This is a genomic window from Pseudomonas borbori (genome assembly GCF_900115555.1).
Taxonomy (GTDB): domain Bacteria; phylum Pseudomonadota; class Gammaproteobacteria; order Pseudomonadales; family Pseudomonadaceae; genus Aquipseudomonas; species Aquipseudomonas borbori.
In genome coordinates this window covers 65,073-89,430 of the sequence record NZ_FOWX01000022.1, presented here as the reverse complement: position 1 = coordinate 89,430, position 24,358 = coordinate 65,073, and the positions used below count along the sequence as shown (strand labels likewise).

Below are 24,358 nucleotides of genomic sequence, written 5' to 3'. Positions count from 1 at the left end.
GCGGCTGACCACATCCCACGCCGACATGCGCCGGAAAAACGCCATGGCGATTACGCACCAGAGCATCATTTCCAGCGGCAAACGCCGCTTGCGCAGGGTCGCTACACCTGCCTGCTCGAGTGCCTGCTCGACCAAAGAAGGATCGAGTAAGGCATCCAGTCCCTCGATTGCGCTGGGAGTGGAGGCGATGTTGTGGGTGAGTTCCAGTGCCCGAGCGAGACGCATAAAAAAATCCGATGCCAATACTGGCATCGGATTTTGATTTCTTGCGGCCAAAGGTCAAGCAAGAGGGCTTAACTGATCGGCATTAGGCGTTGGCCCGGTTTTTATTTGAAGCTCATGGATTGCAACCTGAGGCTGGGTATCACTTGACCACCTTCAGACTGGGTCGCCCGCTGGGACGCGGCGGCTCGCCATCTGGCGGCCCCTGATCATCGGGACCATCGCCGTCTTCATCATCCGGCACCGGCGGTTCCAGATCGAAGACCATGCCCTGGCCATTCTCCCGCGCATAAATTGCCAGTATGGCCGCAGTCGGGACATACAGACTGTATGGCGTGCCACCGAAGCGGCCCTCGAAGCTTACCGCATCGTTATCCATGTGCAGATGACGTACCGCACTGGGCGAGACGTTAAGCACGATCTGCCCATCGCTGGCGAAGCCTGGCGGTACTTGCACACCGACGAACTCGGCATTGACCAACAAATGCGGAGTGCAGTCGTTGTCGACTATCCACTCGTAAAGCGCACGAACCAGGTAAGGACGACTGGAGTTCATCAAAGCCTCCTCAGCTTCAGCGCATATCGCGCTCAACGGGGGAAAGACTGACCTGAAAGGCCTCACGAGCGAACTGACGGTCCATGTAATCGAGCAACGGTTTGGCCGGCTTGGCCAACTCGATGCCCAGCACCGGCAAACGCCAGAGCAGCGGCAACAAGCAGCAATCCACCAGGCTCAACTCGTCGCTGAGAAAGTACGGCTTGTCGGCGAACAGCGGCGAAACGCCGGTGAGGCTCTCGCGGAGCTCCTTGCGCGCCTGCACGCGAGCCGGCTCCTTGTTGCGCGAGTCGAGGATCAGATCGACCTGAGCACACCAATCGCGCTGAATACGGTGAATCAGCAGACGGCTGTTGGCCCGCGCCACCGGATAAACCGGCAACAGCGGCGGATGCGGATAGCGCTCATCCAGGTATTCCATCACCACTGTCGACTCGTACAGTGCCAAATCACGATCGACCAGGGTCGGCAAGCTGGCGTAAGGGTTGACCTCCAGCAGTCTTGCCGGGTAACAGCCCTTTTCGATACTGATGATCTCGGCGCTGACACCCTTCTCGGCGAGCACGATGCGTACGCGGTGGGAATAGTGGTCGGCGGGGTCGGAGTAACAGGCCAACCGATTGGTCACGCCCATGGCGGTCCTCCTCGCTTATATAGGTTATTGGAAGCAGAAAAAACTGCGCGCCCAAAGGGGCGCGCAGGACAACATTGAAACGACAATCGATTAATGCACGTCCTTCCAATACTCACGCTTGAGCAGGTAGGCGAAGACGAAGAAGAATGCCAGATAGAGCAGCACGTAGGTGCCGATACGCTGACTCTCCAGCTTCACCGGGTTGGCCGAATAAGCCAGGAAGGTCACCAGGTTCTTGATCTTGGTGTCGAACTCCTCCTCGCTCAGGGCGCCAGTTTTCGGCTCGACGGCCAACTGATCGCAGGCCTCATGAGTGATAGGCGTGCCGGTCAACGGATCGAACTGCTTCTTGTCGCCCTCGACCACCTGGACCTGCTTGCACCCGATCACCTGCTTGCCTTGCAACCCAACCAGCACGTTGGGCATGCCGACGTTCGGGAATACCTTGTTGTTGGCCCCCAGCGGACGGCTCGGGTCATCGTAGAAGGTACGCAGGTAGGTATACAGCCAGTCGGTGCCGCGTACGCGGGCGACCAACGTCAGATCCGGCGGCACAGCACCGAACCATGCCTTGGCATCGTCGGGCTGCATGCCGATCTTCATGTGGTCGCCAATCTTGGCATCGTTGAAGATCAGGTTATCCAGCATCAATTCATGCGGGACACCCAGGTCATCGGCCACCCGCTCATAGCGCTGGAACTTGGCGCTATGACAGCCCATGCAATAGTTGGCGAAGGTACGCGCACCATCCTGCATGGCGGCCTTGTCGGTCAGATCGATCTCGACCTTGTCCAACGGATACTCAAGACCGCCAGCGGCAAACGCCAGGCCCGGCAGAAGCGCGATAATCAGTGCTGCAAAATGCTTTTTCATCAGCCAGTCACCCTTTCCGGAACCGGTTTGGTCTTCTCCATCCTGGTATAGAACGGCATCAGGATGAAGTACGCGAAGTACAGGAAGGTACACACCTGCGACAGCAGAGTGCGGCCCGGGGTCGGCGACAGCACGCCCAGCACGCCCAGAATCACGAAGGACACGCAGAACACCAGCAGCCAGATCTTGCTCAGCCAGCCCTTGTAACGCATCGACTTGACCGGACTACGATCCAGCCACGGCAGCACGAACAGCACGGCAATCGCGCCACCCATGGCGATGACACCCATCAGCTTGTCCGGGATTGCCCGCAAGATCGCGTAGAACGGCGTGAAGTACCACACCGGCGCGATGTGCGCAGGCGTCTTGAACGGGTTGGCGACTTCGAAGTTGGGCTTCTCGAGGAAGTAGCCGCCCATTTCCGGGAAGAAGAACACCACGAAGCAGAAGATGAACAGGAACACCACTACGCCGACGATGTCCTTCACCGTGTAGTAGGGATGGAAGGGAATACCATCGAGCGGTATGCCGTTCGCATCCTTCTTCTTCTTGATCTCGACGCCATCGGGGTTGTTCGAGCCGACTTCATGCAGCGCCAGGATGTGCAGCACCACCAGACCGAGAATCACGATCGGCAGCGCAACCACGTGCAAGGCGAAGAAGCGGTTCAGGGTGATCCCGGAAATCAGGTAGTCACCACGGATCCACTGGGTCAGGTCGGCGCCGATCACCGGGATGGCACCGAACAGCGAGATGATCACCTGGGCGCCCCAGTAGGACATCTGACCCCATGGCAGCAGGTAGCCCATGAAGGCCTCGGCCATCAGCATCAGATAGATCAGCATGCCGAAGATCCACACCAGCTCGCGCGGCTTCTGGTAGGAGCCGTAGAGCAAACCGCGGAACATGTGCAGGTAGACCACGACGAAGAACGCCGAGGCGCCGGTGGAATGCAGGTAGCGCAGGACCCAGCCGTACTCGACGTCGCGCATGATGTACTCGACCGAGGCGAACGCCTCTTCGGCCGAGGGGTTGTAGCTCATGGTCAGCCAGACGCCGGTGACGATCTGATTGACCAGCACCAGCAGTGCCAGGGAGCCGAAAAAGTAGAAGAAGTTGAAGTTCTTCGGTGCGTAATACTTGCTCAGATGGTCTTCCCACATCTTGGTGGCCGGGAAGCGTGCATCCACCCATTCCATGAACTTACTCATCATGCTTGCTCCTGATCCACACCGATGATGATCACATCATCCGACTCGTACGTGTGCGGCGGCACCGGCAGGTTCAGGGGCGCTGGCTGCGCTTTGTAAACGCGCCCGGCCAGGTCATAGCGAGACCCGTGGCACGCGCAGAAATACCCCCCCACCCATTCACCGCCCAGATCCGCCGGCGCCACTTCAGGCCGGAAAGATGGCGAGCAACCGAGGTGAGTGCACAGACCTACCAGCAACAACACCTCCGGCTTGATCGAACGGGTTTTCGTATCGACATAGCTTGGCTGATCGGAGGCCTGGGAGTCGGAGTCGGCCAATTGCGACTCGATCTTTCCCAGGTTGCTGAGAATTTCCTCGGTACGGCGCACGATAAACACTGGCTGCCCCCGCCACTCGGCAACCATTTGCTGGCCAGGCTCGATCTTGCTTACGTTCACCTTCACAGGTGCACCGGCAGCTTTAGCCTTCGCGCTCGGGAACCATGACCCCACGAACGGGACCGCGGCACCCACCGCTCCAGCAGCACCCACCACAGAGGTGGCCGCCACCAAGAAGCGACGTCGGCCTGCATTCACGCCGTCATTGCTCATTCAGTCGTCTCCCATCGGCTTTGTGGCCTGTTGTTCAGGCCTCTACTAAGTAAAAATCGAGTCGCGCAAAAAATCCGCCAAATGGTAAAGAAAAGCCCCTTTTCTGACAAGGCAATTACCTTGCAGGAAACAGCTCAGCCCTTACAGCGCACGGCGCGCAAGGCTGCGACATGATGCCGCAGCACAACCAGCCACCCAAAAAAAACGCCCAGTTCCAAAAGGAAACCGGGCGCTTTTGAACGCAAGAAGCGAATTAACGCTTGGAGTACTGCGGACGCTTACGCGCTTTGCGCAGACCAACCTTCTTACGTTCCACTTCACGCGCGTCGCGAGTCACGAAGCCAGCCTTGCGCAGGGCAGGGCGCAGCGATTCGTCGTAGTCCATCAACGCACGAGTGATACCGTGGCGGATTGCGCCAGCCTGACCACTCACGCCACCACCGAGAACGGTGACGTAGATATCGAACTTCTCGGTCATCTCAACCAGTTCCAGCGGCTGGCGAACTACCATGCGGGCAGTTTCGCGACCGAAGAAACCGTCGAGGGTACGGTTGTTGATGGAGATTTTGCCAGTACCGGCACGCAGGAAAACGCGAGCGGTTGCAGTCTTGCGACGGCCAGTGCCGTAATTTTGAGTCGCCGACATAATGAACTATTCCGTTAAATCTTCAGTTCTTGGGGCTGCTGAGCAGTGTGTGGGTGAGCAGCGCCCGCATACACTTTCAGCTTACGATACATGTCGCGACCCAGCGGGTTCTTCGGCAGCATGCCTTTGACCGCGGTCTCGATCACACGCTCTGGCGCCTTGGCGATCAGCTTATCGAAGCTGATCGACTTGATGCCGCCCGGAAAACCGGAGTGAGAGTAGTACATCTTGTCGGTGGTCTTGGCACCAGTAACACGTACCTGCTCGGCGTTGATCACGACGATGTAGTCGCCGGTGTCTACGTGCGGAGTGTACTCAGGCTTGTGCTTGCCACGCAGACGGCTGGCAATTTCGGTAGCCAGACGACCCAGTGTCTGACCCGCAGCGTCGACGACGAACCAGTCGCGCTTTACTGTTTCCGGTTTAGCAGTAAAAGTTTTCATTCTTTATAGCCTCAGGGGCCGCCCTGATAAATAAGACGGCGGATCTTACTGAATAGTGCTTACTTTGACAAGTCAAAGGCAGCCGAAAACAGGCGCTATCGGGGGCTCGGGTCAGCGCGTCCGTAATACGGCAAGATTCTTCGGCAGGCGGCGCATCACTTCCACCGCAGAAAGAGGTGCGCAATTATGCCGATTGCGGAAATAAATTCAACCTGCTTGCATGGTTGATTTGCGAATAAGGAGCAGCACATGGACTACCGACAACTAGGCCGCACGGATTTGCGCGTCAGCGCCCTCTGCCTCGGCAGCATGACCTGGGGCGAACAGAACCGCATTGGCGAGGCATTCGCCCAGATCGAGCGCAGCAAAGCGCATGGCGTCAATTTCATCGACACCGCCGAAATGTACCCAGTGCCGCCACGCGCCGAGACCTACAGCAAAACCGAACAGATCATCGGCGAGTATTTCAAGCAGCATGGCGATCGCGCCGACTGGGTACTGGCGAGCAAGATCGCCGGCCCCGGCAACGGCATCGACTACATCCGCGACGGCAACCTGAAGTTCAACCGGGAACACCTGATCGCCGCACTGGACGCCAGCCTCAAACGCCTGCAGACCGACTGGATAGACCTCTATCAACTGCACTGGCCGGAACGCCCGACCAACTTCTTCGGCCAGCTCGGCTATCGCCATCAGGACAGCGCGTTCACCGCCCTGGAAGAAACCCTGGCGGTGCTCGACGAACAGGTCAAGGCCGGCAAGATCCGCCACGTCGGTCTATCCAACGAAACGCCCTGGGGCACCATGAAATTCCTCCAACTGGCCGAGAACCGCGGATGGCCACGGGCGGCGTCGATCCAGAACCCCTACAACCTGCTCAACCGCAGCTTCGAGGTCGGTTTGGCGGAAGTCGCCATGCGCGAACAGTGCGGCCTGCTGGCGTACTCGCCGCTGGCCTTCGGCATGCTGTCCGGCAAATACGAAGGCGGCGCCCGCCCGGCCAACGCACGGATCAGCCTGTACAGCCGCTTTACCCGCTACACCAACCCGCAGTCCGAGACGGCCTGCTCGCGCTATGTCGCCCTGGCCCGCGAGCACGGCCTGGATCCGGCACAGATGGCCCTGGCCTTCGTCACCACCCAACCCTTCGTCACCAGCAACATCATCGGCGCCACCAATATGGAGCAATTGGAGGCCAACCTGGCGAGCAGCGAGCTGAAGCTGAGCGACGAAGTCCTGGCCGGCATTGAGGCGATCCACAAGGCGCAGCCCAACCCGGCGCCCTGACACCTGCCACTACCTGTAGGAGCCAGCTTGCTGGCGATGCTTGGCCATAAGAGCTGATCGCCAGCAAGAACTAGGCGCCCCCGGGCTCCTACAATCAACAACCTCGCCCTGCACTCAGATAAACGAACGCGCGATGATCTCCTTCATGATCTCGTTGGTGCCGGCATAGATGCGCTGCACCCGGGCATCGGCCCAGGCCCGCGCCACCGGGTATTCCCACATGTAACCGTAGCCGCCGTGCAGCTGCACGCACTCGTCGAGTACCTTGCACTGCAGGTCGGTGCCCCAGTACTTGAGCATCGCCGCGGTCGGCACATCCAGCTTGCCCTGCAGGTGCAACTCGAGACAGCGATCGACGAACACCCGACCGACCTGGATTTCCGTGGCCATCTCGGCCAGCTTGAAGCGGGTGTTCTGGAAATCGGCAATCGCCTTGCCGAACGCCTTGCGCTCACGGGTGTAGTCCAGGGTCCAGTGCAACGCCGCCTCGGCCGAGGCCAGGGCACCGATACCGACGGTCAGGCGTTCCTGGGGCAGTTCCTGCATCAGGTAGGCGAAGCCCATGCCAGCCTGACCCAACAGGTTCTCCCTGGGCACGCGCACATCCTGGAAGAACAGCTCGGAGGTGTCCTGGGCCTTCATGCCGACCTTTTCCAGGCGTTTGCCCTTGGTGAAGCCCGGCGTATTGGCCTCCACCAGAAACAGGCTGGTGCCCTTGGCCCCGGCCTTCGGATCGGTCTTGGCCACCACGATCACCAGATCGGCCAGAAACCCGTTGGTGATAAAGGTCTTGGAGCCGTTGATCACGTACTCGTCACCATCCAGCACCGCCGTGGTCTTCACCCCCTGCAGGTCGGAGCCGGCGCCCGGCTCGGTCATGGCGATGGCCGTGACCATCTCGCCGGACACCAGCTTCGGCAGGTATTTGTGCTTCAGCGCCTCTGAGCCGTAATGCAGGATATAAGGCGCGACTATGTCCGAATGCAGGGAGAAACCGATGCCGGTCAGCCCCAGCCGGCCGACCTCCTCGATCACCACCGCGCTGTAGAGAAAATCGGCCGCCATGCCGCCGTATTCTTCCGGGATATGCGAGCAGAGCATGCCCGCCTCGCCCGCCTTGTTCCACAGCTGGCGGTCGATATGCCCATCCTTTTCCCACTGCGCATGAAAGGGCACGGCCTCCTGCTCGAGAAACTTGCGTACGCTGTCACGGAAAAGCTCATGGTCTGAGCTGAACAGGGTTCTGGGGATCATGGTGGCACCTTGCGACGCAGCGAATTAGGGAGCCCTTGACTTTAACCAAGCAAACGCTTGGTCGCACTGGACACAACAGCCAAAAAATAAGACGATCCCGCCAGCCAATGACCACTTAGCCTTGATAAGAACACTAACCATGCTCACTCAGCAGTCATCGCCCTTGCGCCGCGTCAGCATTCTCGCCACCGAAGGAGTATTTGCCTCGACCCTGATGCAGGCCAAGGACTTCTTCCACATGGCCAGCCTGCGCTACGGCAAACAGCAGGGGCTCGGCCCGACGCCAACCTTCGAGATCAACCTGGTCAGCCCGGACGGCCAGCCGGTGCGCAGCTTCAGCAATGTCATGATCCCGGTCGACGGCGGCCTCGACGCCGCCGACGTGATCATCCTGCCCACCTTCTGGGATGACTTCGACGCCCTTCGCCAGCGCCATCCGCAAATACTCAGCTGGCTACAAGAGCGTCATGCGGCCGGTAGCGCGATCTGCGGCGAAGCCAAAGGGGTGTTCTGGATGGCCGAGGCCGGCCTGCTCGACGGCAAGGAAGCCACCACCTACTGGCGCTTCTTCCGCGAGTTCGCCGAGCGCTTCCCCAAGGTACCGCTCAATCAGGACAAGCACCTGTCGGATGCCGACAATCTGTATTGCGCCGGCGGTGTGACCTCGGCCTGCGACCTCTACATCTACCTGATCGAGCGTTACTGCGGCGCCAGCGTGGCCCAGGGCGTGGCCCGCGACATCCTCTACGAAGTGCAGCGCAACTACACCCCTGGGCGCATCGGCTTCGGCGGGCAGAAGCTGCACCACGACCTGACCATCCTGCAGATCCAGCAATGGCTGGAGGAGCACTTCGCCGACAAGTTCCGCTTCGAGGACGTGGCCCGCGAACACGGCATGAGCATCCGCAACTTCATGCGCCGCTTCCAGGGCGCCACCGGCGACAAGCCGCTGCATTACCTGCAGCGACTGCGCATCGAAACGGCCAAGAGCCTGCTCAGCGCCACGCGCAAGAGCATCAAGACCATCAGTTATGAAGTCGGTTACGACGACGCCAGCTTCTTCGCCCGCCTGTTCCGCCAGCACACCCAGCTGTCACCCAACCTCTATCGCCGCCAGTTTCAGCACCAGGACGGCCACGCCTAAGGGGATGGGGATGAGGATGGAGATGGAGATGGAGATGGAGATGGAGATGGAGATAGTGCCCGTCAGCGAGACCGGCACAACCTCATTCCTCTTCCCTCATGCCCTAGCCTTCAAGGCTTATGCGGCCGCGCCAGGAACTCGTGGGACTGCATCTCGAGCAGCCGGCTGAGGGTGCGCTGGAACTCGAAATTCAGGCGACCGCCGCTGTAGAGGTCTTTCAGCTCGACTTCGGCGGAAATGATCAGCTTGACGTTGCGGTCGTAGAACTCGTCCACCAGGTTGATGAAGCGCCGGGCCATGTCTTCCTTGGCCACGCCCATCTGCTCGACGTTGGCCAGCAGCACCGCGTGGAAGATCTTGCCCAGCTCGATGTAATCGTTCTGGCTGCGCGGGCCATCGCACAGCTCGCGGAACTCGAACCAGGCCACATCGTCGCCGACCTTGCGCGCAGTCAGGCTGCGGTTCTCGACCACCAGCGCTTCGTTTTCCTGCACCACGCAGTGCTCGGGCAACAGGCTCCTGAAGCTCCTTTCCAGGCTCGCCTCGGCCGCCGCGTCCAGCGGCCAGTGAAACAGCTCGGCCTGCTCCAGCGCACGCAGGCGGTAATCGATGCCGCTGTCGACATTGACGATCTCGGTGTGCTCTTTCAGCAGGGCGATGGCCGGCAGGAAGCGCGCACGCTGCAGGCCGTCCTTGTACAGGCCGTCCGGCACGATGTTGGAGGTCGCCACCAGGCTCACGCCGTTCTTGAACAGCTCCTCGAGCAGGGTGGCGAGAATCATCGCGTCGGTGATGTCGGAGACGAAGAACTCGTCGAAGCAGATCACCCGTGCCTCGTCGGCGAAGCGCTTGCCGATGATCACCAGCGGGTTCTTCTCGCCCTTGAGGGTTTTCATCTCCTCGTGCACGCGCTTCATGAAGCGGTGGAAGTGCGTGCGCACCTTGCGCTCGAACGGCAGCGAATCGAAGAAGGTATCGACCAGGTAGGTCTTGCCGCGACCGACGCCGCCCCAGAAGTACAGACCCTTGACCGGTCCCTGTGGCTTTCTGGCAAACAGCTTGCCGAACACGCCGGGACCACCCTTGTCGGCGGCGACCAGGTCGTCATACAGGCGCTGCAGATGACGCACTGCGGTTTCCTGGGCGGCATCATGGAAGAATTCGGGACGTTCGAGGTCAGCCTGGTAGCGCGCTAGGGGAGTCATATTCGTTAGCCGGGCAAGTAAAACGGGGGCGTCACTTTAGCGACGCCCTCCGCGCTTGGCAATCGGCTTATAGACGGCGTACCGGTCCGTGGGAGGGGCTTTAGCCGCGACCGCTTGCCGGTGCCAATGCATCGCGGCTAAAGCCCCTCCCACAAAGCCACCTTCCAGCCCGTCATTCCTGCGGGGCCAAGGCCTCGCGCAGGCGCAGGATCGCCGCCTGACAGGCGCTGCTGTCGGCAAACGAGGGACTTTGCGCCACGCATTCACCATCCAGCCATACCCCGAAGGCGTCGCCCTCTTCGCGCAGATCCAGCGGCTCGCCCGACTGCAGACGCTTGTTCACCTGCCCGGCCGACTTGCCATCGGCAAACGACCTGGACAGCAGCAGTTGCTCGCCGCTCGCATCCAGCAGGCGGAAGCGGAAGCTGCCGTCTTCGTCGCGAAAACTGACGAAGCGCGCACTCTTGCTCGCCTTCTTCTTGCCGCTCTCGGCACCGACTGGCTGGCTGCGGAACGAACGCAAGCCGACCGCCTCGCGCAGCTCGCCGAGGAACGGCGTGGCGATCCTGCGCGCCTTGGCCGCCCCGGCCAGGAGGATGTCCTCTAGATCGGCCGGCCTTTCGATCAGGGCGTGGTAGCGCTCACGCGCCTCGCCCAACTCGGCCTCGAGCAGCTGGAACAATTGCTGCTTGGCTTCGCCCCAGGCCAGTCCGGCCTCCAGCGCGGCGCGAAAATCCGCCTGCTGCGTGGGTGCGGCGAAGGCCTGATACAGGGTAAACAGATGGGAACTGTCCGGATCCTTGGCCTCGCCGGGCAGCCTGGAATCGGTGACGATGCGGGCAATGGCATCCTTGAGCTGCCTGGCGCTGCCGAACAGCGGGATGGTGTTGTCGTAGCTCTTGCTCATCTTGCGCCCGTCGAGGCCCGGCAGGGTCGCCACATCCTCTTCGATCACCGCCTCGGGCAGGGTGAACAGCTCCCTGCCCTGGCCGAACAGGTGATTGAAGCGCTGGGCGATGTCGCGGGCCATTTCCACGTGCTGGATCTGGTCGCGACCGACCGGCACCTTGTGTGCATTGAACATCAGGATATCCGCGGCCATCAGCACCGGGTAGCTGAACAGACCCATGCTGATGCCGGCATCCGGGTCTTCGCCCTGCTCGACATTCTTGTCCACCGATGCCTTGTAGGCATGCGCACGGTTGAGCAGACCCTTGCCGGCGACACAGGTGAGCAGCCAGCACAGCTCGGGGATTTCCGGGATATCCGACTGGCGATAGAAGGTCGCCTTGTTCACATCCAGACCGCAAGCCAGCCAGGTGGCGGCGATTTCCAGGCGCGAGCGCTGGATGCGCGCCGGCTCGTCGCACTTGATCAGCGCATGGTAGTCGGCGAGAAAATAGAATGAATCCGCATCGGCAGCGCGGCTGGCGACTATCGCCGGGCGAATGGCGCCGGCGTAGTTGCCGAGGTGCGGGGTGCCGGTGGTGGTGATGCCGGTAAGGATACGAGTGGTCATGTTCAGGTTCGCTTTACTTGAGCCATCTTCTGATCTCGCGAGCTAGAGCCTGGCTAGGCAAAAACAGGCGAGGAAGCGGAGTTTACTTGGGTAAATGAGCATTCCGAGCCTGTTTTTAACGACGCCAGGCCGACGCGCAGCAGATCAGAGACGCGGCAGCAGCAGATCCTTGAGATCAGTAAGCTTGCCGTGAAAAAAGTGGCCGCATTCTGCCACTTTCAGCAGCTCATGGGCACGCCCCAAGCCGGCGGACCAGGCATAAACCACCTGCGGATCTATCACCTCATCGGCCTCGGGCTGAATCAACGTCAGCGGACAGCGCTGCGCCGGCGGATTCTCGGCAGTCAGCCGGTTGACCGCCGGCGCCACCATGATCAACTGCGCCAGCTCCACCCCCTGGTTTTCCAGGCGGCCACCGAGGCTGGCGGCGACAAAGCCGCCGAAGGAGAAACCCAGCAGGGTCAGGGGCAGCTGCGGGTAGCGCTGGCGCAGCCAATGGGCCACGGCCTCTGCATCATCCACCTCACCGCTGGCCATATCATGGCTGCCGGCACTGCTACCGACCCCGCGATAATTGAAGCGCAGGGTAGCCAGACCGGCATCGCGAGCGCTGCGCTGCAGGGTCGAGACGACCTTGTTGAGCATGGTCCCGCCCTGCGCCGGATTGGGATGGCAGATCAGCGCAACGCCGTGCGCTTCGCTTAGGTCGAGGGACAGGGCTTGCAACTGGCCACAGGGGCCATCGATCAAAACGGGGGTTTCGCGGGTGAGCAACGGTGAACTCCGTGACCTCTCAGAGGGTCGACTCGTCTAGCTGACAGCCTGCGTCGCACAGCATTACATTGCGGTATACAGCGCAGGTTCCAGCCGTTAACGTAAAGCAAAGCCGTTTAGAGAGGAAGGACTCGTGGAACAGACGCTCACAGCCTGGTTGCTACCGGCCATCACCCTGGTAGCCGGCATTGCCATCGGCTTCCTGATTGCCCGCCTTGCGCCCAATGCAGCCCCCGGCCGCACACAACGCCAGTTGGACGAGATTCAGGAACGCTTCGACGCCTACCAAAGCGAAGTGGTAACCCATTTCAATACCACTGCCAATCTGGTGAAGAAGCTCACCCAGAGCCATCAGGACGTGCAGCAACACCTGTCCGAAGGGGCCAACCGCCTGGCACTCGACGAACTGACCCGCCAGCGCCTGCTGGCCAGCCTGCATGCAGAAGACGGCGGCGAACGGCGCGAGCGCCTGAAGCCTCCGGTATCCCAGGAAATGCCCAAGGACTATGCACCGAAAAGCGCCGATGTACCGGGCATGCTCGACGAAAGCTACGGCCTGAAGAACAAACGCTAAAGATTATGGCCGCCGGACACGTGCGCAGCTCAGCTGTTCGGCAAGCCTGAAAACACCCCGCATCAGCGGAAAAACCATATGCCGACTGCGCGCTGCACGTTACGGGTGCAGACCCAACAAAAAGCCCCGCTCGAGAGCGGGGCTTTTTGTTGGGCGTACGACCGTTAGATGGCGCCGCGCTCACGCAACAGCGCCAGCACCTGCCTGACGCCCTCTTCCAGCGACAGGCTCTGGGTGTCGATGACCAGATCGGCATCCAGGGGCACGTCATAGGGGAAGGACAGGCCCGGGATATTGTCGCCTGCCGCCGCATACAAGCCCTGCGGGTCACGTTCGGCACAGGCCTGTGGAGAGGCCTGCACATAGACGGTGATCAAGCGCTCGCCACCGATCAACGCCTTGGCCTGCTCGCGGCCTTCGGCGTCCGGTGCGACGAAAGCCGCCAGGGTCAGCAGGCCGGCCTCGTTGAACTGGCGCGCGACATGGGCGGCACGCCGCCAGTTCTCGGTACGTCCGGCGCGATCCTGCGGCAAGCCCTTGTTCAGGTCGTGGCGCAGGTTCTGTCCATCCAGCACGTAGACCGCACGGCCCATGTCGAACAGCTTGCGCTCCACGGCATAGGCCAGGGTGCTCTTGCCGGCGCCGGACAGGCCGCTGAACAGCACGGTGGCCGGCTGCTGGCCGAAGCGGCTGACGCGCTCCTCGGTGGAGACGTGAGCGAGCTTGCCGTGGTGGCCGTCGGCGTGCTGCGCACCGACCGGCTTGGCGATGATCATGCCGGCGCCGACGGTGCCGTTGGTCAGACGATCTATGACGATGAAGGCGCCAGTGGTGCGATTGTGGGCGTAACCGTCGAGGGCGATGGGCGCATCCAGGGCGACACGCACCTGACCGATCTCGTTCAGCTGCAAGCTGCTCGCCGGGCCATGTTCCAGGGTGTTCACATCGACCCGGTGGGTGATGCTGGCAATCGAGGCCGGCACATAGCTGGTGGCGCGCTTGATGTCGTACTTCTTGCCCGGCAGCATCGGCTCCTCGCTCATCCACACCAGCATGGCGTCGAAGCTGTCGCTGATCTGCGGGCGATTGTCGGCATGCACCAGCATGTCGCCACGGGACACGTCGATCTCGTCTTCCAGGGTCAGGGTGATCGCCTGGCCCGGGCCGGCGTGTTCCAACTCGCCTTCGTAGGTGACGATGGACTTGACCTTGCTGCCCTTGCCGGACGGCAACACCACCACCTCGTCACCCTTGCGCACGATGCCGCTGGCCAGGGTGCCGGCGAAACCGCGGAAGTTCAGGTTGGGACGATTGACGTACTGCACCGGGAAACGCAGGTCGGTGAAGTTGCGATCGCCGGCCACTTCGACGGTCTCGAGGATTTCCATCAGCGACTGGCCGTCGTACCAGGGCGAACGCTCGCTGCGGCTGACCACGTTGTCGCCCTTGAGCGCCGACATGGGCACGAAGTGCAGGGTGCTCGGCTTGAGCGCGATGCCTTCGGCGAACTTCAGGTAATCGGCCTTGATCTGCTCGAACACGCCCTGATCGAAGCCCTTGAGGTCCATCTTGTTGATGGCCACGACTATGTGCTTGATGCCCAGCAGGCTAGCGATGAAGCTGTGGCGCTTGGTCTGGGTCTGCACGCCGTAACGGGCGTCGATCAGGATGATCGCCAGGTCGCAGGTCGAAGCGCCGGTCGCCATATTGCGGGTGTACTGCTCATGGCCGGGAGTGTCGGCGATGATGAACTTGCGCTTGGCGGTGCTGAAGTAGCGGTAGGCCACATCGATGGTGATGCCCTGCTCGCGCTCGGCCTGCAGGCCGTCGACCAGCAGCGCCAGATCCACGTCCTCGCCGGTGGTGCCGGACTTCTTCGAGTCGCGGGTGATGGCTTCCATATGATCTTCGTAGATCATCTTGGAGTCGTGCAGCAGACGCCCGATCAGGGTGCTCTTGCCGTCGTCGACGTTGCCGCAGGTGAGAAAGCGCAGCAGCTCTTTGCGTTCGTGCTGGGCCAGGTAAGCGAGGATGTCCTCGCTGATCAAATCGGATTGGTGCGACATATCAAAAATACCCCTGACGTTTTTTCTCTTCCATCGAACCTGCACCATCGTGGTCGATGACCCGACCCTGGCGCTCGGAAGTACGGGTCAGGAGCATTTCCTGGATGATTTCCGGCAAGGAGGCGGCGGTGGATTCCACGGCGCCGGTCAGCGGGTAGCAGCCGAGAGTACGGAAACGCACCATCTTCTTCTGGATCCCGGCTTTTTCTTCGTCGGACAGGTGCTCGAGGATGCGCTCGTCGTCGATCATCACCAGGGTGCCGTTACGCTCGATCACTTCGCGCTCGGCGGCGAAGTACAGCGGTACGATCGGGATGCTTTCCAGGTAGATGTACTGCCAGATGTCCAGCTCGGTCCAGTTGGACAGCGGGAACACGCGGATCGACTCGCCCTTCTTGACCTTGCCGTTATAGACGTTCCACAGCTCGGGACGCTGGTTCTTCGGGTCCCAGCGGTGCTTGTTGTCGCGGAACGAGTAGACCCGCTCCTTGGCCCGGGACTTCTCCTCGTCGCGCCGGGCGCCGCCGAAGGCCGCATCGAAGCCGTACTTGTCCAGCGCCTGCTTGAGGCCCTCGGTCTTCATGATGTCGGTGTGCTTGGCGCTGCCATGGGTGAAGGGGTTGATGTTCTGCGCCACGCCGTCCGGATTGACGTGGGTAATCAGCTCCAGGCCCATTTCGGCGACCATCTTGTCGCGGAACGAATACATCTCCTGAAATTTCCAGCGCGTGTCGACGTGCATCACCGGGAACGGCAGCTTGCCCGGAAAGAACGCCTTGCGCGCCAGGTGCAGCATCACGGCGGAGTCTTTACCGATGGAATAGAGCATTACCGGGTTGTCGAATTCGGCGGCCACTTCACGAATGATGTGGATACTTTCCGCCTCCAGCTGTTTCAGGTGGGTCAATTTATCGAGCATGGTTACTCACGGTTTGCAGTGAAATTGGGCCGGCGGGCCGTGGACGATGGCGCACTCTAGCACAGCACCCGCTTCTAATCAGGAGGCTATCTAGATCGAAACGATCTAGCTTTATACCCGCAGAACCGGCCAGCCATGCGCCGTCAGATGGGATTGGGACAGTCGATAAACAGGTGTTCGATGGCGAACCGGCGCGCCAGGTAATCGCCCAGCGCCTGCACGCCATAGCGCTCGGTGGCATGATGGCCGGCGGCGATAAAGCTGATGCCATTCTCGCGGGCGCTGTGAAAGGTCTGCTCGGACGCCTCACCGGTCAGATAGAGATCGACGCCGGCCGCGATGGCCTGGTCGATATAGCCCTGACCGCCACCGGTGCACCAACCGATTCGGCGAACCATCTCCAAGCCTTCGACCAGCAAGGGCTCGCGACCGAGCACCTCCTGTACCCGTCTGGCGAAATCGCGCGGACTCATGGGCTCGGACAAGGAGCCGAGCAAACCGACGCTGCGCGGATCATCCGGATCGAGTGGCCCCTCGACGGTAATCTCGAGCTGGGCGGCCAACTGCACGTTATTGCCGACCTCCGGGTGCACGTCGAGCGGCAGGTGGTAGGCCAGCAGGCTGATGTCGTTGCTCAGCAGGGTTTTCAAGCGGCGCTGCTTCATCCCGGTGATGCACGGATTCTCACCCTTCCAGAAATAGCCGTGATGCACCAGCAGTACGTCGGCCTCGGCCGCGACCGCCGCATCGACCAGGGCCTGGCTCGCGGTTACTCCGCTGACGATACGCCGCACCTGGGGCCGTCCTTCGATTTGCAAACCATTCGGGCAGTAATCGCTGATCCGAGCGGCGTTCAAGTAGCGTTGCGCTTCTGCCACCAGGGTGGTCAAGGCAATAGCCATATGGATTCCTCACCAGCTGTTACAGGCCGCTGCCTTATTGGCAATCGCCCCTCTATAATGGCGCACCTTAAGGGGCGCATCAGCCTCCCGCAACCTTCAGGATTTCATCGATGTTCAAGGCCCTGCGTTTTCTCGGCTGGCCCCTGCTGGTCGGTGTGTTATCGGCCCTGCTGATCATTCAGTACTTTCCGCAATGGGTTGGCCTGCCCACCCAGGATGTACAACTACGCCAGGCGCCTGTCTATGGCCCGACACAGGAAGGTCCGGTGTCCTACGCCACCGCGGTGGGTACAGCCTCGCCGGCGGTAGCCAACCTGTACACCACCAAGTTCATCAGCAAACCGGCTCACCCCATGTTCGAGGATGAGCAATTTCGCAAGTTCTTTGGCGACAGCCTGCCGCGTCAACGGCGCATGGAATCCAGCCTGGGTTCGGCGGTGATCATGAGCCCGGAAGGCTATCTGCTGACCAACAACCATGTGGTCACGGGTGCCGACCAGATAGTGGTGGCCTTGCGCGATGGCCGGGAAACCCTGGCCCGAATCATCGGCAGCGATCCGGAAACAGATCTCGCCGTGCTGAAAATCGATCTGCCTGACCTTCCGGCGATCACCCTCGGGCGCTCGGACAACATCAAGATCGGCGACGTCACCCTGGCCATCGGCAACCCCTTCGGCGTCGGCCAGACCGTGACCATGGGCATCATCAGCGCCACCGGGCGCAACCAATTGGGCCTCAACACCTACGAAGACTTCATCCAGACCGATGCGGCGATCAACCCCGGCAACTCCGGCGGAGCGCTGGTCGACGCCCATGGCAACCTGGTCGGCATCAATACCGCGATCTTCTCCAAGTCCGGCGGCTCGCAAGGTATCGGCTTCGCCATTCCGGTGAAACTGGCCCTGGAGGTGATGCAGGCGATCATCGAGCAGGGCCAGGTGATTCGCGGCTGGCTGGGCATCGAGGTGCAACCGTTGACTCCGGAACTGGCGGAATCCTTCGGCCTGGAGGGGCGCCCCGGTATCGTCGTCGCCGGCATCTACCGCGATGGCCCGGCGCAGAAGGCCGGCCTGCAACCCGGCGACCTGATCCTCAATATCGACGGTGAAGCGGCTGGCGACGGCCGCCGCTCGATGAACCAGGTGGCGCGCACCAAGCCCGGCGAGAAGATCCGCATCGAGATCATGCGTAACGGCAAGCCCATGGACCTGAGCGCCGAGATCGGCGTACGGCCGCCGGCGAACGGCAGCTGACAAGTCCAATTTTCATTTGATAGCTCTTCTCAATTGAATTTAATGTTATGTTATTACATTAAACTCAATCGACTGGAGCCGCCCTTTGCGCACTACCTATGCCCTGCTTGCCAGCCTGCTGGCTCCCAGCGCTCTCGCCGCAGATTCCCCCGCCCGCCTCGCAGACAGCATCATCAGCGCCAGCCCCGAGTTGGCCGACGGCCCCGTGCAGGGCTATCGCGCCACCCGTTCGGCCAGCGCGACCAAGACCGACACGCCCCTGCAGGAGGTTCCGCAGAGCATCGCGGTGGTGCCGGCCCAGGTGCTGGAAGACCTCGATATCAGCCGCCTCGACCGCGCTCTGGACTTCGCAGGCGGCGTCGCCAAGCAGAACAATTTCGGCGGCCTGACCTTCTATTCCTACAGCATCCGCGGCTTCAGCACCGGCGAGCTGTACCGCAACGGCTTCGCCATCAACCGCGGCAGTTACCCGTCGCCGGATGCCGGCAGCCTCGAACGCATCGAAGTGCTCAAGGGCCCGGCGGCGAGCGTCTACGGGCGGAGCGACCCTGGTGGGACGGTCAATCTGGTCACCAAGAAGCCCAAGGGCGAGGAGTTCAGTCAGCTCAAGCTGAACGCCGGGCGCTGGGACCGCTACCGCAGCAGCCTGGACCTCAACGCGCCGCTGGACGACCAACACGACCTGCTCGGTCGGGTCAACCTGGCGGTGGAGGACAACGGCAGCTTTCGCGATCACGTCGACAGCCAGCGTCGCGTGCTCAGCCCCTCGCTGAGCTGGCAGCTCGCTCCCGACACCCGCCTGCTGCTGGAAACTGAATTTATCCAGCAGGAAGCGGTGTTCGACCGCGGCATTCCGGCGGTGAACGGCGAGTTGGGGGCGGTCAAGCGCTCCACCTTCCTCGGCGAAGCCAACGACGGCGACACCCGCACCGACAGTCAGCTGCTCCAGGCCAGCCTGGAGCAACTGCTGAACGACCAGTGGAGCCTGCGCCTAGCCACCCAGTACCTGCGCGGCGAGATGAGCGGCGACGCCAGCGAGTCGCGCACACTGGTAGGCGACCAGGTCAGCCGTATCTTGCGCCAGCGCGATTTCGCCTGGCACGACAGCATCACCCAACTGGAGCTGCACGGCGACCTGATTCTCGGCAACTGGCGGCACCGCCCGCTCGTCGGGCTGGAGTACGAGAACTATCGCAACAGTCTGAAGTACCCGCAGAGCGCCACCTCGCTGGTCTACGGGCAGAACATCTACGCACCGGTATACGGCAAGGACAAGCCCGCCCTGGTCGCGGCGAACGACTTCTTCGAGCACACCGAGAGTCAAGCCCTCAGCCTGCAGGACCAGATCGCCTTCAGCGAACGCCTGCACGGCCTGTTCGGCGTGCGTCTGGAGCGCTTCGAACAACGCGCCGAGAATCGCAGTACGGGCAGCGAGCACAGCCAGCTAAAGGACGTGGTCATGCCGCGTGCCGGCCTGCTCTACCAGCTAACCCCCCAGGTGGCGGTGTTCACCAACGCCTCGCAGTCGGTGCGACCGAATACCCTCGGCTCCCAGAGCCAGGTGTTCGGCCCGGAAAAAGGCATCGGCTACGAGACTGGCCTCAAACTCGACCTGCTGGACGGTCGTCTCGGCGCCAATATCGCGCTGTTCCACATCGACAAGGAAAACGTGCTGACCGCCGATCCGGCCAATCCCGGCGAACAGATCGCCGCCGGCGAAGCGCGCAGCCGCGGCGTTGACCTGCAGCTGAGCGGCCAGCTCAGCCACGCGATCCGTCTGATCGCCGCCTACGCCTACGTCGACGCCGAGGTGACCAAGGACAACACCCTGGCCGAGGGCAGCCCGCTGCTCGGCGTGGCCAAGCACAGCGGCAGCCTGCTCGGCGTCTACGAGTTCCAAGACGGCCGGCTACGCGGCTCGGATGTCGGCGCCGCACTCAACTATGTAGGTGACCGTTCCGGCCAGGCTGGTAGCGACTTCGAGTTGCCGGCCTACAGCACCGTCGACCTGCTCGCCCATTATCAGGCCAGCGACGACCTGCGCCTGGGCTTGAACCTCAACAACCTGTTCGACCGCAAGTACTACGAACGCTCGTACAACAGCGTTTGGGTCATGCCGGGCGAACCACGCAACCTCAGTATCAACTTGACACTCGACCTGTGAAACAAGGAAAACCCATGAAAAAGACCCTACCTCTCCTCGCCGCCTTCCTGTTTATCGGCCAGGTCAACGCCCATGGCCTCTGGACCGAGCAACGTCGCGGCAATATCGAAACCATTTACGGCCATGGCGCTGAGGACGATGCCTTCAAGGCCGAGAAGATCAGCGGCGCCTGGGCTTACGACAGCCGCGGCAAGATGATCCCGGTCACGCTCAAGCGTCTGGACGACCACGCCCGCCTGGAACCGCTGAGCCCGCCAGCCGTGGTCGCCGTGGCGCTGGACAACGGTCCCTGGTCCCTGACCCCGAATAAGCAGTGGATCAACCAAGGCCGCAGCAAGGTGCCCACATCGACCCAATCCTTGCATACCTTCAAATACAGCCTGGCGATCTGCGACGAAGGCGTCAGCCTACCGGCGCTCGATCAGTTGAAGATGGTCATAGTGCCGGAGGCCGACCCGCTCGAAGTTGGCGTGGGCAAGCTGCTGCCGGTGCGCGTGCTGATCGACGGCAAACCCGCCGCGGGCATTGAACTGGTCGGCGACTACCGCAGCGCCCCGCACCAGATCAGCACCAAGACCGACGCGACAGGCCGCGCCCAGGTCATGGTGCGCAACGAAGGGCTGAACATCATCGCGGCCGAAGCCTACTTGCCGGTGGCCAATGATCCAGATATCGAAACCCGCGGCCTGTTCGCCTCGCTGACCTTCCTCGGCGAGGCACACCACGAGTAGACGGGTGATGAAAAGCCGGCAGCGCTTGCGCGATGCCGGCCCTTGGGTAGCCCGGATGCAATCCGGGGTTGATGCAGGAACGGCTACAGCCCTTGCAGGGCGTCCAGCAGCGCCTGGTTCTGCTCCGGCGCGCCTATGCTGATGCGCAGGAACTGGGCGATCCGCGCCTGCGTGAAGTGGCGCACTATCACCCCCTGCTCGCGCAGGCCGGCGGCCAGGGTCGCGGCATCCTTGTGCGGATGGCGGGCGAAGACGAAGTTGGCGGCCGAAGGCAACACCTCGAAGCCCAGCGCCTGCAGACCCGCCACCACGCTTTCGCGGCTGTCGATGACCTGGCGGCAGGTCTGCTCGAAATAGGCGCGATCCTCGAAGGCCGCCGCCGCGCCGGCAATCGCCAGGCGATCGAGCGGGTAAGAGTTGAAACTGTTCTTGATCCGCTCCAGCGCCTCGATCAGCTGCGGGTGGCCGACTGCCAGACCGACGCGCAGACCGGCCAACGAACGCGACTTGGACAGGGTCTGGGTCACCAGCAGGTTCGGGTATTGATCCACCAGGGCGATGGCGCTCTGGCCGCCGAAGTCGATATAGGCCTCGTCCACCAGCACCACGCTGTCCGGATTGGCCTTGAGCAGGCGCTCGATGGCGTCCAGGGCCAGCAGGCAGCCGGTCGGCGCATTGGGATTGGGGAAGACGATGCCACCGTTGGGCCGCGCATAATCCTCGACGCGGATCTGGAACTGCTCATCCAGGGCGATCGCCTCCGAGGCGATACCGTAGAGCCCGCAGTAGACCGGGTAGAAGCTGTAACTGATATCCGGGAACAGCAGCGGCTTGTCATGCTGGAACAGGCCGTGAAAGGCATGCGCCAGCACTTCGTCGGAACCGTTGCCGACGAACACCTGGGCCGGCGTCACGCCGTAGTAATCGGCCACCGCCTGCTTGAGGCGCTCGCCGTTGGGGTCCGGGTACAGGCGCAGGTTGTCGTTCAGCTCGGCCTGCATCGCCGCAATCGCCCTGGGCGAGGGCCCATAGGGGTTCTCGTTGGTATTGAGCTTGACCAGTCTGGCCAGTTTCGGCTGCTCGCCCGGCACATAGGGCACCAGGTCCTTGACGAAGGGGCTCCAGAATTTGCTCATCTGCCCTTCTCTCCTCGAATTCGTTGCGTTTTTTGATGGGCATCGCTGCGTTCAACCTAGGCGGCACCAGCCATCCTACGGCTTGATGCGGTACTCGGCGCTACGCGCGTGGGCGGTCAGCGACTCACCACGGGCCAATACACTGGCACTCTTGCCCAGCTCCGACGCCCCGGCGGCCGAGCAGTGGATGATCGACGAGCGCTTCTGGAAGTCGTAGACGCCCAGCGGCGAGGAATAACGCGCGGTGCCGGAGGTCGGCAGTACATGATTCGGTCCGGCGCAGTAATCGCCCAGCGCCTCGGCGGTGTAGCGCCCCATAAAGATGGCACCGGCATGGCGGATCTGCGGCAGGTATTGCTCGGGGTTTTCCACCGACAGCTCCAGGTGTTCCGGGGCGATGCGATTGGCCACTTCCATGGCCTGGGCCATATCGGCGACCTGAATCAGCGCGCCGCGGGCCTCGAGGGAGGCGCGGATGATTTCGGCGCGCTCCATGGTCGGCAACAATTTGGCGATGCTGGCGGCGACGCGATCGAGGAAGGCGGCATCCGGGCTGAGCAGAATCGACTGGGCGTCTTCGTCGTGCTCGGCCTGGGAGAACAGGTCCATGGCGATCCAGTCCGGGTCGGTCTGGCCGTCGCAGACCACCAGAATCTCCGAGGGTCCGGCGATCATGTCGATGCCGACCTTGCCGAACACATGGCGCTTGGCGGTGGCCACGTAGATGTTGCCGGGACCGACGATCTTGTCCACCGGCGGCACGCTCTCGGTGCCGTAGGCCAGCGCAGCGACGGCCTGGGCGCCGCCGATGGTGAACACCCGGTCGACCCCGGCGATGCAGGCGGCGGCCAGCACCAGCTCGTTGATTTCGCCGCGCGGGGTCGGCACCACCATCACCACTTCCGGCACGCCGGCGACCTTGGCCGGAATCGCATTCATCAGCACCGAGGACGGGTAGGATGCCTTGCCGCCCGGTACATAGAGGCCGGCGCGGTCCAGCGGCGTGACCTTCTGGCCCAGCACGGTGCCGTCGGCCTCGGTGTAGGTCCAGGAATCCTGCACCTGCTTCTCGTGGTAGCTGCGTACCCGCTCGGCGGCGATTTCCAGCGCCTGGCGCTGCGCCGCGGTGATACGGGTCAGGGCCAGCTCCAGACGTTCGCGCGGCAGGATCAGGTCGTCCATCGAGGCCACGTCCAGGCCGTCGAATTGCTTGGTGAACTCGACCAGTGCCGCATCGCCGCGCTCGCGCACGGCCTTGATGATCTCCAGCACACGCTGGTTGACCGCATCGTCCGAGACACTTTCCCAGCTCAGCAGATGATCCAGATGACGGGCGAAACCCTGGTCGGCGGCGTCGAGTCGGCGGATGGCGAGAGGAGCAGTCATGGTCAAGCCTCGTGTGATAGCAAAAATTCAGGCGCCGCTAGATTAGCAAGCCCACCGCGCGGGCACCTGAGAATTTGGCTATGACACGGATAGGCGAGTGCGACTCAACGCCGCACTAAGTGGCGTCAGCCAGGATGTCGCGCCTCGACCGCTTCGCGCAGGGTGTCGATCAGCGCCTGGATACGCGCGTGCTGCATCTTCATCGAGGCCTTGTTGACGATCAGCCGCGAACTGATGGTGGCGATCAGCTCCTGGGCTTCCAGGCCGTTGGCGCGCAGGGTATTGCCGGTGTCGACCACATCGATGATCTTGTCGGCCAGCCCCACCAGCGGCGCCAGCTCCATCGAGCCGTAGAGCTTGATGATATCGACCTGACGGCCCTGCTCGGCGTAGTAACGTTTGGCCACGTTGACGAACTTGGTGGCCACCCGCAGCCGGCCCTTGGGCTCGGCTGCGCCGACGGCACCGGCGGTCATCAGCTTGCACTGGGCGATGCGCAAGTCCAGCGGCTCGTACAAACCCTGGCCACCGTACTCCATCAGCACGTCCTTGCCGGCCACGCCGAGATCGGCGGCACCATGTTCGACATAGGTCGGCACGTCGGTGGCGCGCACGATCAGCAGGCGCACGTCGTCCAGGGTGGTCGGGATGATCAGCTTGCGGCTTTTGTCCGGATTCTCGGTCGGCTCTATGCCGGCCGCGGCGAGCAGCGGCAGGGTGTCGTCGAGGATGCGGCCCTTGGATAGCGCTATGGTCAGCATGAAGCAGGTTTCCTTAGGAGCTGGAGCAAGCCAGCCCGTGCGAGCTGGTTGTTGGGCAGCGCAGCACTAGTAGGCTGTTGAAAAACTACCTGCGTTGCCGATGCG

At 62.1% G+C, this 24,358-nt stretch carries 24 protein-coding genes; 6 read left to right on the top strand and 18 right to left on the bottom strand.

The window, feature by feature from the left end:
- The 8 genes from BM315_RS16335 to rplM all read right to left on the bottom strand — a co-directional run.
- Window positions 1-225 (bottom strand): transposase domain-containing protein (locus BM315_RS16335; RefSeq protein ID WP_170862170.1); only part of this gene is annotated, 225 nt, incomplete at its 3' end.
- Window positions 226-364: 139 nt separating this feature from the next.
- Complete coding sequence (locus BM315_RS16330; protein WP_090502876.1) at window positions 365-778, bottom strand: ClpXP protease specificity-enhancing factor; 414 nt, start codon at window positions 776-778, stop codon at window positions 365-367.
- 16 nt (window positions 779-794) lie between these two features.
- The gene (locus BM315_RS16325) at window positions 795-1,412 is read right to left on the bottom strand and encodes a glutathione S-transferase N-terminal domain-containing protein (RefSeq protein WP_090502874.1); all 618 of its coding nucleotides are present in this window, start codon (window positions 1,410-1,412) and stop codon (window positions 795-797) included.
- Window positions 1,413-1,502: 90 nt separating this feature from the next.
- Entirely contained in the window at window positions 1,503-2,285 is a 783-nt protein-coding gene (locus BM315_RS16320; protein WP_090502872.1) for a cytochrome c1, read from the bottom strand.
- Window positions 2,285-3,496, bottom strand: a complete 1,212-nt coding sequence (locus tag BM315_RS16315) for a cytochrome b (protein WP_090502870.1) — start codon at window positions 3,494-3,496, stop codon at window positions 2,285-2,287. The genes BM315_RS16320 and BM315_RS16315 overlap by 1 nt, the downstream gene beginning before the upstream one ends.
- Window positions 3,496-4,089 carry a ubiquinol-cytochrome c reductase iron-sulfur subunit gene (gene petA, locus BM315_RS16310; protein WP_090502868.1) on the bottom strand — a complete coding sequence of 198 codons (594 nt, stop codon included), beginning with the start codon at window positions 4,087-4,089 and terminating at the stop codon, window positions 3,496-3,498. The genes BM315_RS16315 and petA overlap by 1 nt, the downstream gene beginning before the upstream one ends.
- A gap of 253 nt (window positions 4,090-4,342) precedes the next feature.
- Window positions 4,343-4,735: a 30S ribosomal protein S9 gene (gene rpsI, locus BM315_RS16305; RefSeq protein ID WP_090502866.1), complete on the bottom strand. Its 393-nt coding sequence runs from the start codon at window positions 4,733-4,735 to the stop codon at window positions 4,343-4,345.
- Window positions 4,736-4,749: 14 nt separating this feature from the next.
- Window positions 4,750-5,178 (bottom strand): 50S ribosomal protein L13, encoded by a 429-nt coding sequence (gene rplM, locus BM315_RS16300; protein WP_090502864.1) that lies wholly within the window; start codon window positions 5,176-5,178, stop codon window positions 4,750-4,752.
- A gap of 249 nt (window positions 5,179-5,427) precedes the next feature.
- Here rplM and BM315_RS16295 point away from each other — a divergent pair, with 249 nt between their 5' ends.
- Window positions 5,428-6,465 carry an NADP(H)-dependent aldo-keto reductase gene (locus tag BM315_RS16295; RefSeq protein ID WP_090502862.1) on the top strand — a complete coding sequence of 346 codons (1,038 nt, stop codon included), beginning with the start codon at window positions 5,428-5,430 and terminating at the stop codon, window positions 6,463-6,465.
- A 114-nt stretch (window positions 6,466-6,579) separates the two neighbouring features.
- Here BM315_RS16295 and BM315_RS16290 read toward each other — a convergent pair whose 3' ends face one another.
- The gene (locus BM315_RS16290; RefSeq protein WP_090502860.1) at window positions 6,580-7,719 is read right to left on the bottom strand and encodes an acyl-CoA dehydrogenase family protein; all 1,140 of its coding nucleotides are present in this window, start codon (window positions 7,717-7,719) and stop codon (window positions 6,580-6,582) included.
- Window positions 7,720-7,957: 238 nt separating this feature from the next.
- Here BM315_RS16290 and BM315_RS16285 point away from each other — a divergent pair, with 238 nt between their 5' ends.
- Window positions 7,958-8,863 carry a GlxA family transcriptional regulator gene (locus tag BM315_RS16285; protein WP_170862235.1) on the top strand — a complete coding sequence of 302 codons (906 nt, stop codon included), beginning with the start codon at window positions 7,958-7,960 and terminating at the stop codon, window positions 8,861-8,863.
- 110 nt (window positions 8,864-8,973) lie between these two features.
- Here the strand turns inward: BM315_RS16285 and zapE are convergent, their stop codons facing one another.
- The 3 genes from zapE to BM315_RS16270 form a co-directional block, all read right to left on the bottom strand.
- The gene (gene zapE, locus BM315_RS16280) at window positions 8,974-10,068 is read right to left on the bottom strand and encodes a cell division protein ZapE (protein WP_090502856.1); all 1,095 of its coding nucleotides are present in this window, start codon (window positions 10,066-10,068) and stop codon (window positions 8,974-8,976) included.
- 172 nt (window positions 10,069-10,240) lie between these two features.
- On the bottom strand, window positions 10,241-11,587 hold the full coding sequence (locus BM315_RS16275) for a tryptophan--tRNA ligase (protein WP_090502855.1): 1,347 nt from the start codon (window positions 11,585-11,587) through the stop codon (window positions 10,241-10,243).
- Window positions 11,588-11,731: 144 nt separating this feature from the next.
- Window positions 11,732-12,361 (bottom strand): alpha/beta hydrolase, encoded by a 630-nt coding sequence (locus BM315_RS16270; protein ID WP_090502853.1) that lies wholly within the window; start codon window positions 12,359-12,361, stop codon window positions 11,732-11,734.
- Window positions 12,362-12,494: 133 nt separating this feature from the next.
- On the opposite strand from BM315_RS16270, the gene BM315_RS16265 reads away from it, so the two are divergent.
- Entirely contained in the window at window positions 12,495-12,935 is a 441-nt protein-coding gene (locus BM315_RS16265) for a Z-ring associated ZapG family protein (RefSeq protein WP_090502851.1), read from the top strand.
- A gap of 164 nt (window positions 12,936-13,099) precedes the next feature.
- Here BM315_RS16265 and cysN read toward each other — a convergent pair whose 3' ends face one another.
- The 3 genes from cysN to BM315_RS16250 all read right to left on the bottom strand — a co-directional run bounded on the left by cysN (window position 13,100) and on the right by BM315_RS16250 (window position 16,822).
- The gene (cysN, locus tag BM315_RS16260; RefSeq protein WP_090502849.1) at window positions 13,100-15,001 is read right to left on the bottom strand and encodes a sulfate adenylyltransferase subunit CysN; all 1,902 of its coding nucleotides are present in this window, start codon (window positions 14,999-15,001) and stop codon (window positions 13,100-13,102) included.
- A 1-nt stretch (window position 15,002) separates the two neighbouring features.
- Window positions 15,003-15,920 carry a sulfate adenylyltransferase subunit CysD gene (gene cysD / locus BM315_RS16255; RefSeq protein WP_090502847.1) on the bottom strand — a complete coding sequence of 306 codons (918 nt, stop codon included), beginning with the start codon at window positions 15,918-15,920 and terminating at the stop codon, window positions 15,003-15,005.
- A gap of 143 nt (window positions 15,921-16,063) precedes the next feature.
- On the bottom strand, window positions 16,064-16,822 hold the full coding sequence (locus BM315_RS16250; RefSeq protein WP_090502845.1) for a Nif3-like dinuclear metal center hexameric protein: 759 nt from the start codon (window positions 16,820-16,822) through the stop codon (window positions 16,064-16,066).
- A gap of 110 nt (window positions 16,823-16,932) precedes the next feature.
- On the opposite strand from BM315_RS16250, the gene algW reads away from it, so the two are divergent.
- The 3 genes from algW (at window position 16,933) to BM315_RS16235 (ending at window position 20,970) form a co-directional block, all read left to right on the top strand.
- Window positions 16,933-18,075 (top strand): Do family serine endopeptidase AlgW, encoded by a 1,143-nt coding sequence (gene algW / locus BM315_RS16245; protein ID WP_090502843.1) that lies wholly within the window; start codon window positions 16,933-16,935, stop codon window positions 18,073-18,075.
- A gap of 85 nt (window positions 18,076-18,160) precedes the next feature.
- Complete coding sequence (locus tag BM315_RS16240; RefSeq protein ID WP_090502841.1) at window positions 18,161-20,239, top strand: TonB-dependent siderophore receptor; 2,079 nt, start codon at window positions 18,161-18,163, stop codon at window positions 20,237-20,239.
- 14 nt (window positions 20,240-20,253) lie between these two features.
- On the top strand, window positions 20,254-20,970 hold the full coding sequence (locus tag BM315_RS16235) for a DUF4198 domain-containing protein (protein WP_090502839.1): 717 nt from the start codon (window positions 20,254-20,256) through the stop codon (window positions 20,968-20,970).
- 83 nt (window positions 20,971-21,053) lie between these two features.
- Here BM315_RS16235 and hisC read toward each other — a convergent pair whose 3' ends face one another.
- The 3 genes from hisC to hisG form a co-directional block, all read right to left on the bottom strand.
- On the bottom strand, window positions 21,054-22,106 hold the full coding sequence (gene hisC, locus BM315_RS16230) for a histidinol-phosphate transaminase (protein ID WP_090502837.1): 1,053 nt from the start codon (window positions 22,104-22,106) through the stop codon (window positions 21,054-21,056).
- A 75-nt stretch (window positions 22,107-22,181) separates the two neighbouring features.
- A complete protein-coding gene (gene hisD / locus BM315_RS16225; protein ID WP_090502835.1) occupies window positions 22,182-23,492 on the bottom strand; it encodes a histidinol dehydrogenase in 1,311 nt (436 codons plus the stop codon).
- 125 nt (window positions 23,493-23,617) lie between these two features.
- Complete coding sequence (hisG, locus tag BM315_RS16220; protein WP_090502833.1) at window positions 23,618-24,253, bottom strand: ATP phosphoribosyltransferase; 636 nt, start codon at window positions 24,251-24,253, stop codon at window positions 23,618-23,620.
- Between the last annotated feature and the right edge of the window lie 105 nt (window positions 24,254-24,358).

Excerpts from the sequence above, each read along its gene's own strand:
- BM315_RS16330 (WP_090502876.1), bottom strand. The coding sequence starts at position 778 with ATGAACTCCAGTCGTCCTTACCTGGTTCGTGCGCTTTACGAGTGGATA.
- BM315_RS16325 (WP_090502874.1), bottom strand. The coding sequence starts at position 1,412 with ATGGGCGTGACCAATCGGTTGGCCTGTTACTCCGACCCCGCCGACCAC.
- BM315_RS16320 (WP_090502872.1), bottom strand. The coding sequence starts at position 2,285 with ATGAAAAAGCATTTTGCAGCACTGATTATCGCGCTTCTGCCGGGCCTG.
- BM315_RS16315 (WP_090502870.1), bottom strand. The coding sequence starts at position 3,496 with ATGAGTAAGTTCATGGAATGGGTGGATGCACGCTTCCCGGCCACCAAG.
- petA (WP_090502868.1), bottom strand. The coding sequence starts at position 4,089 with ATGAGCAATGACGGCGTGAATGCAGGCCGACGTCGCTTCTTGGTGGCG.
- rpsI (WP_090502866.1), bottom strand. The coding sequence starts at position 4,735 with ATGTCGGCGACTCAAAATTACGGCACTGGCCGTCGCAAGACTGCAACC.
- rplM (WP_090502864.1), bottom strand. The coding sequence starts at position 5,178 with ATGAAAACTTTTACTGCTAAACCGGAAACAGTAAAGCGCGACTGGTTC.
- BM315_RS16295 (WP_090502862.1), top strand. The coding sequence starts at position 5,428 with ATGGACTACCGACAACTAGGCCGCACGGATTTGCGCGTCAGCGCCCTC.
- BM315_RS16290 (WP_090502860.1), bottom strand. The coding sequence starts at position 7,719 with ATGATCCCCAGAACCCTGTTCAGCTCAGACCATGAGCTTTTCCGTGAC.
- BM315_RS16285 (WP_170862235.1), top strand. The coding sequence starts at position 7,958 with ATGGCCAGCCTGCGCTACGGCAAACAGCAGGGGCTCGGCCCGACGCCA.
- zapE (WP_090502856.1), bottom strand. The coding sequence starts at position 10,068 with ATGACTCCCCTAGCGCGCTACCAGGCTGACCTCGAACGTCCCGAATTC.
- BM315_RS16275 (WP_090502855.1), bottom strand. The coding sequence starts at position 11,587 with ATGACCACTCGTATCCTTACCGGCATCACCACCACCGGCACCCCGCAC.
- cysN (WP_090502849.1), bottom strand. The coding sequence starts at position 15,001 with ATGTCGCACCAATCCGATTTGATCAGCGAGGACATCCTCGCTTACCTG.
- cysD (WP_090502847.1), bottom strand. The coding sequence starts at position 15,920 with ATGCTCGATAAATTGACCCACCTGAAACAGCTGGAGGCGGAAAGTATC.
- BM315_RS16250 (WP_090502845.1), bottom strand. The coding sequence starts at position 16,822 with ATGGCTATTGCCTTGACCACCCTGGTGGCAGAAGCGCAACGCTACTTG.
- algW (WP_090502843.1), top strand. The coding sequence starts at position 16,933 with ATGTTCAAGGCCCTGCGTTTTCTCGGCTGGCCCCTGCTGGTCGGTGTG.
- BM315_RS16235 (WP_090502839.1), top strand. The coding sequence starts at position 20,254 with ATGAAAAAGACCCTACCTCTCCTCGCCGCCTTCCTGTTTATCGGCCAG.
- hisC (WP_090502837.1), bottom strand. The coding sequence starts at position 22,106 with ATGAGCAAATTCTGGAGCCCCTTCGTCAAGGACCTGGTGCCCTATGTG.
- hisD (WP_090502835.1), bottom strand. The coding sequence starts at position 23,492 with ATGACTGCTCCTCTCGCCATCCGCCGACTCGACGCCGCCGACCAGGGT.
- hisG (WP_090502833.1), bottom strand. The coding sequence starts at position 24,253 with ATGCTGACCATAGCGCTATCCAAGGGCCGCATCCTCGACGACACCCTG.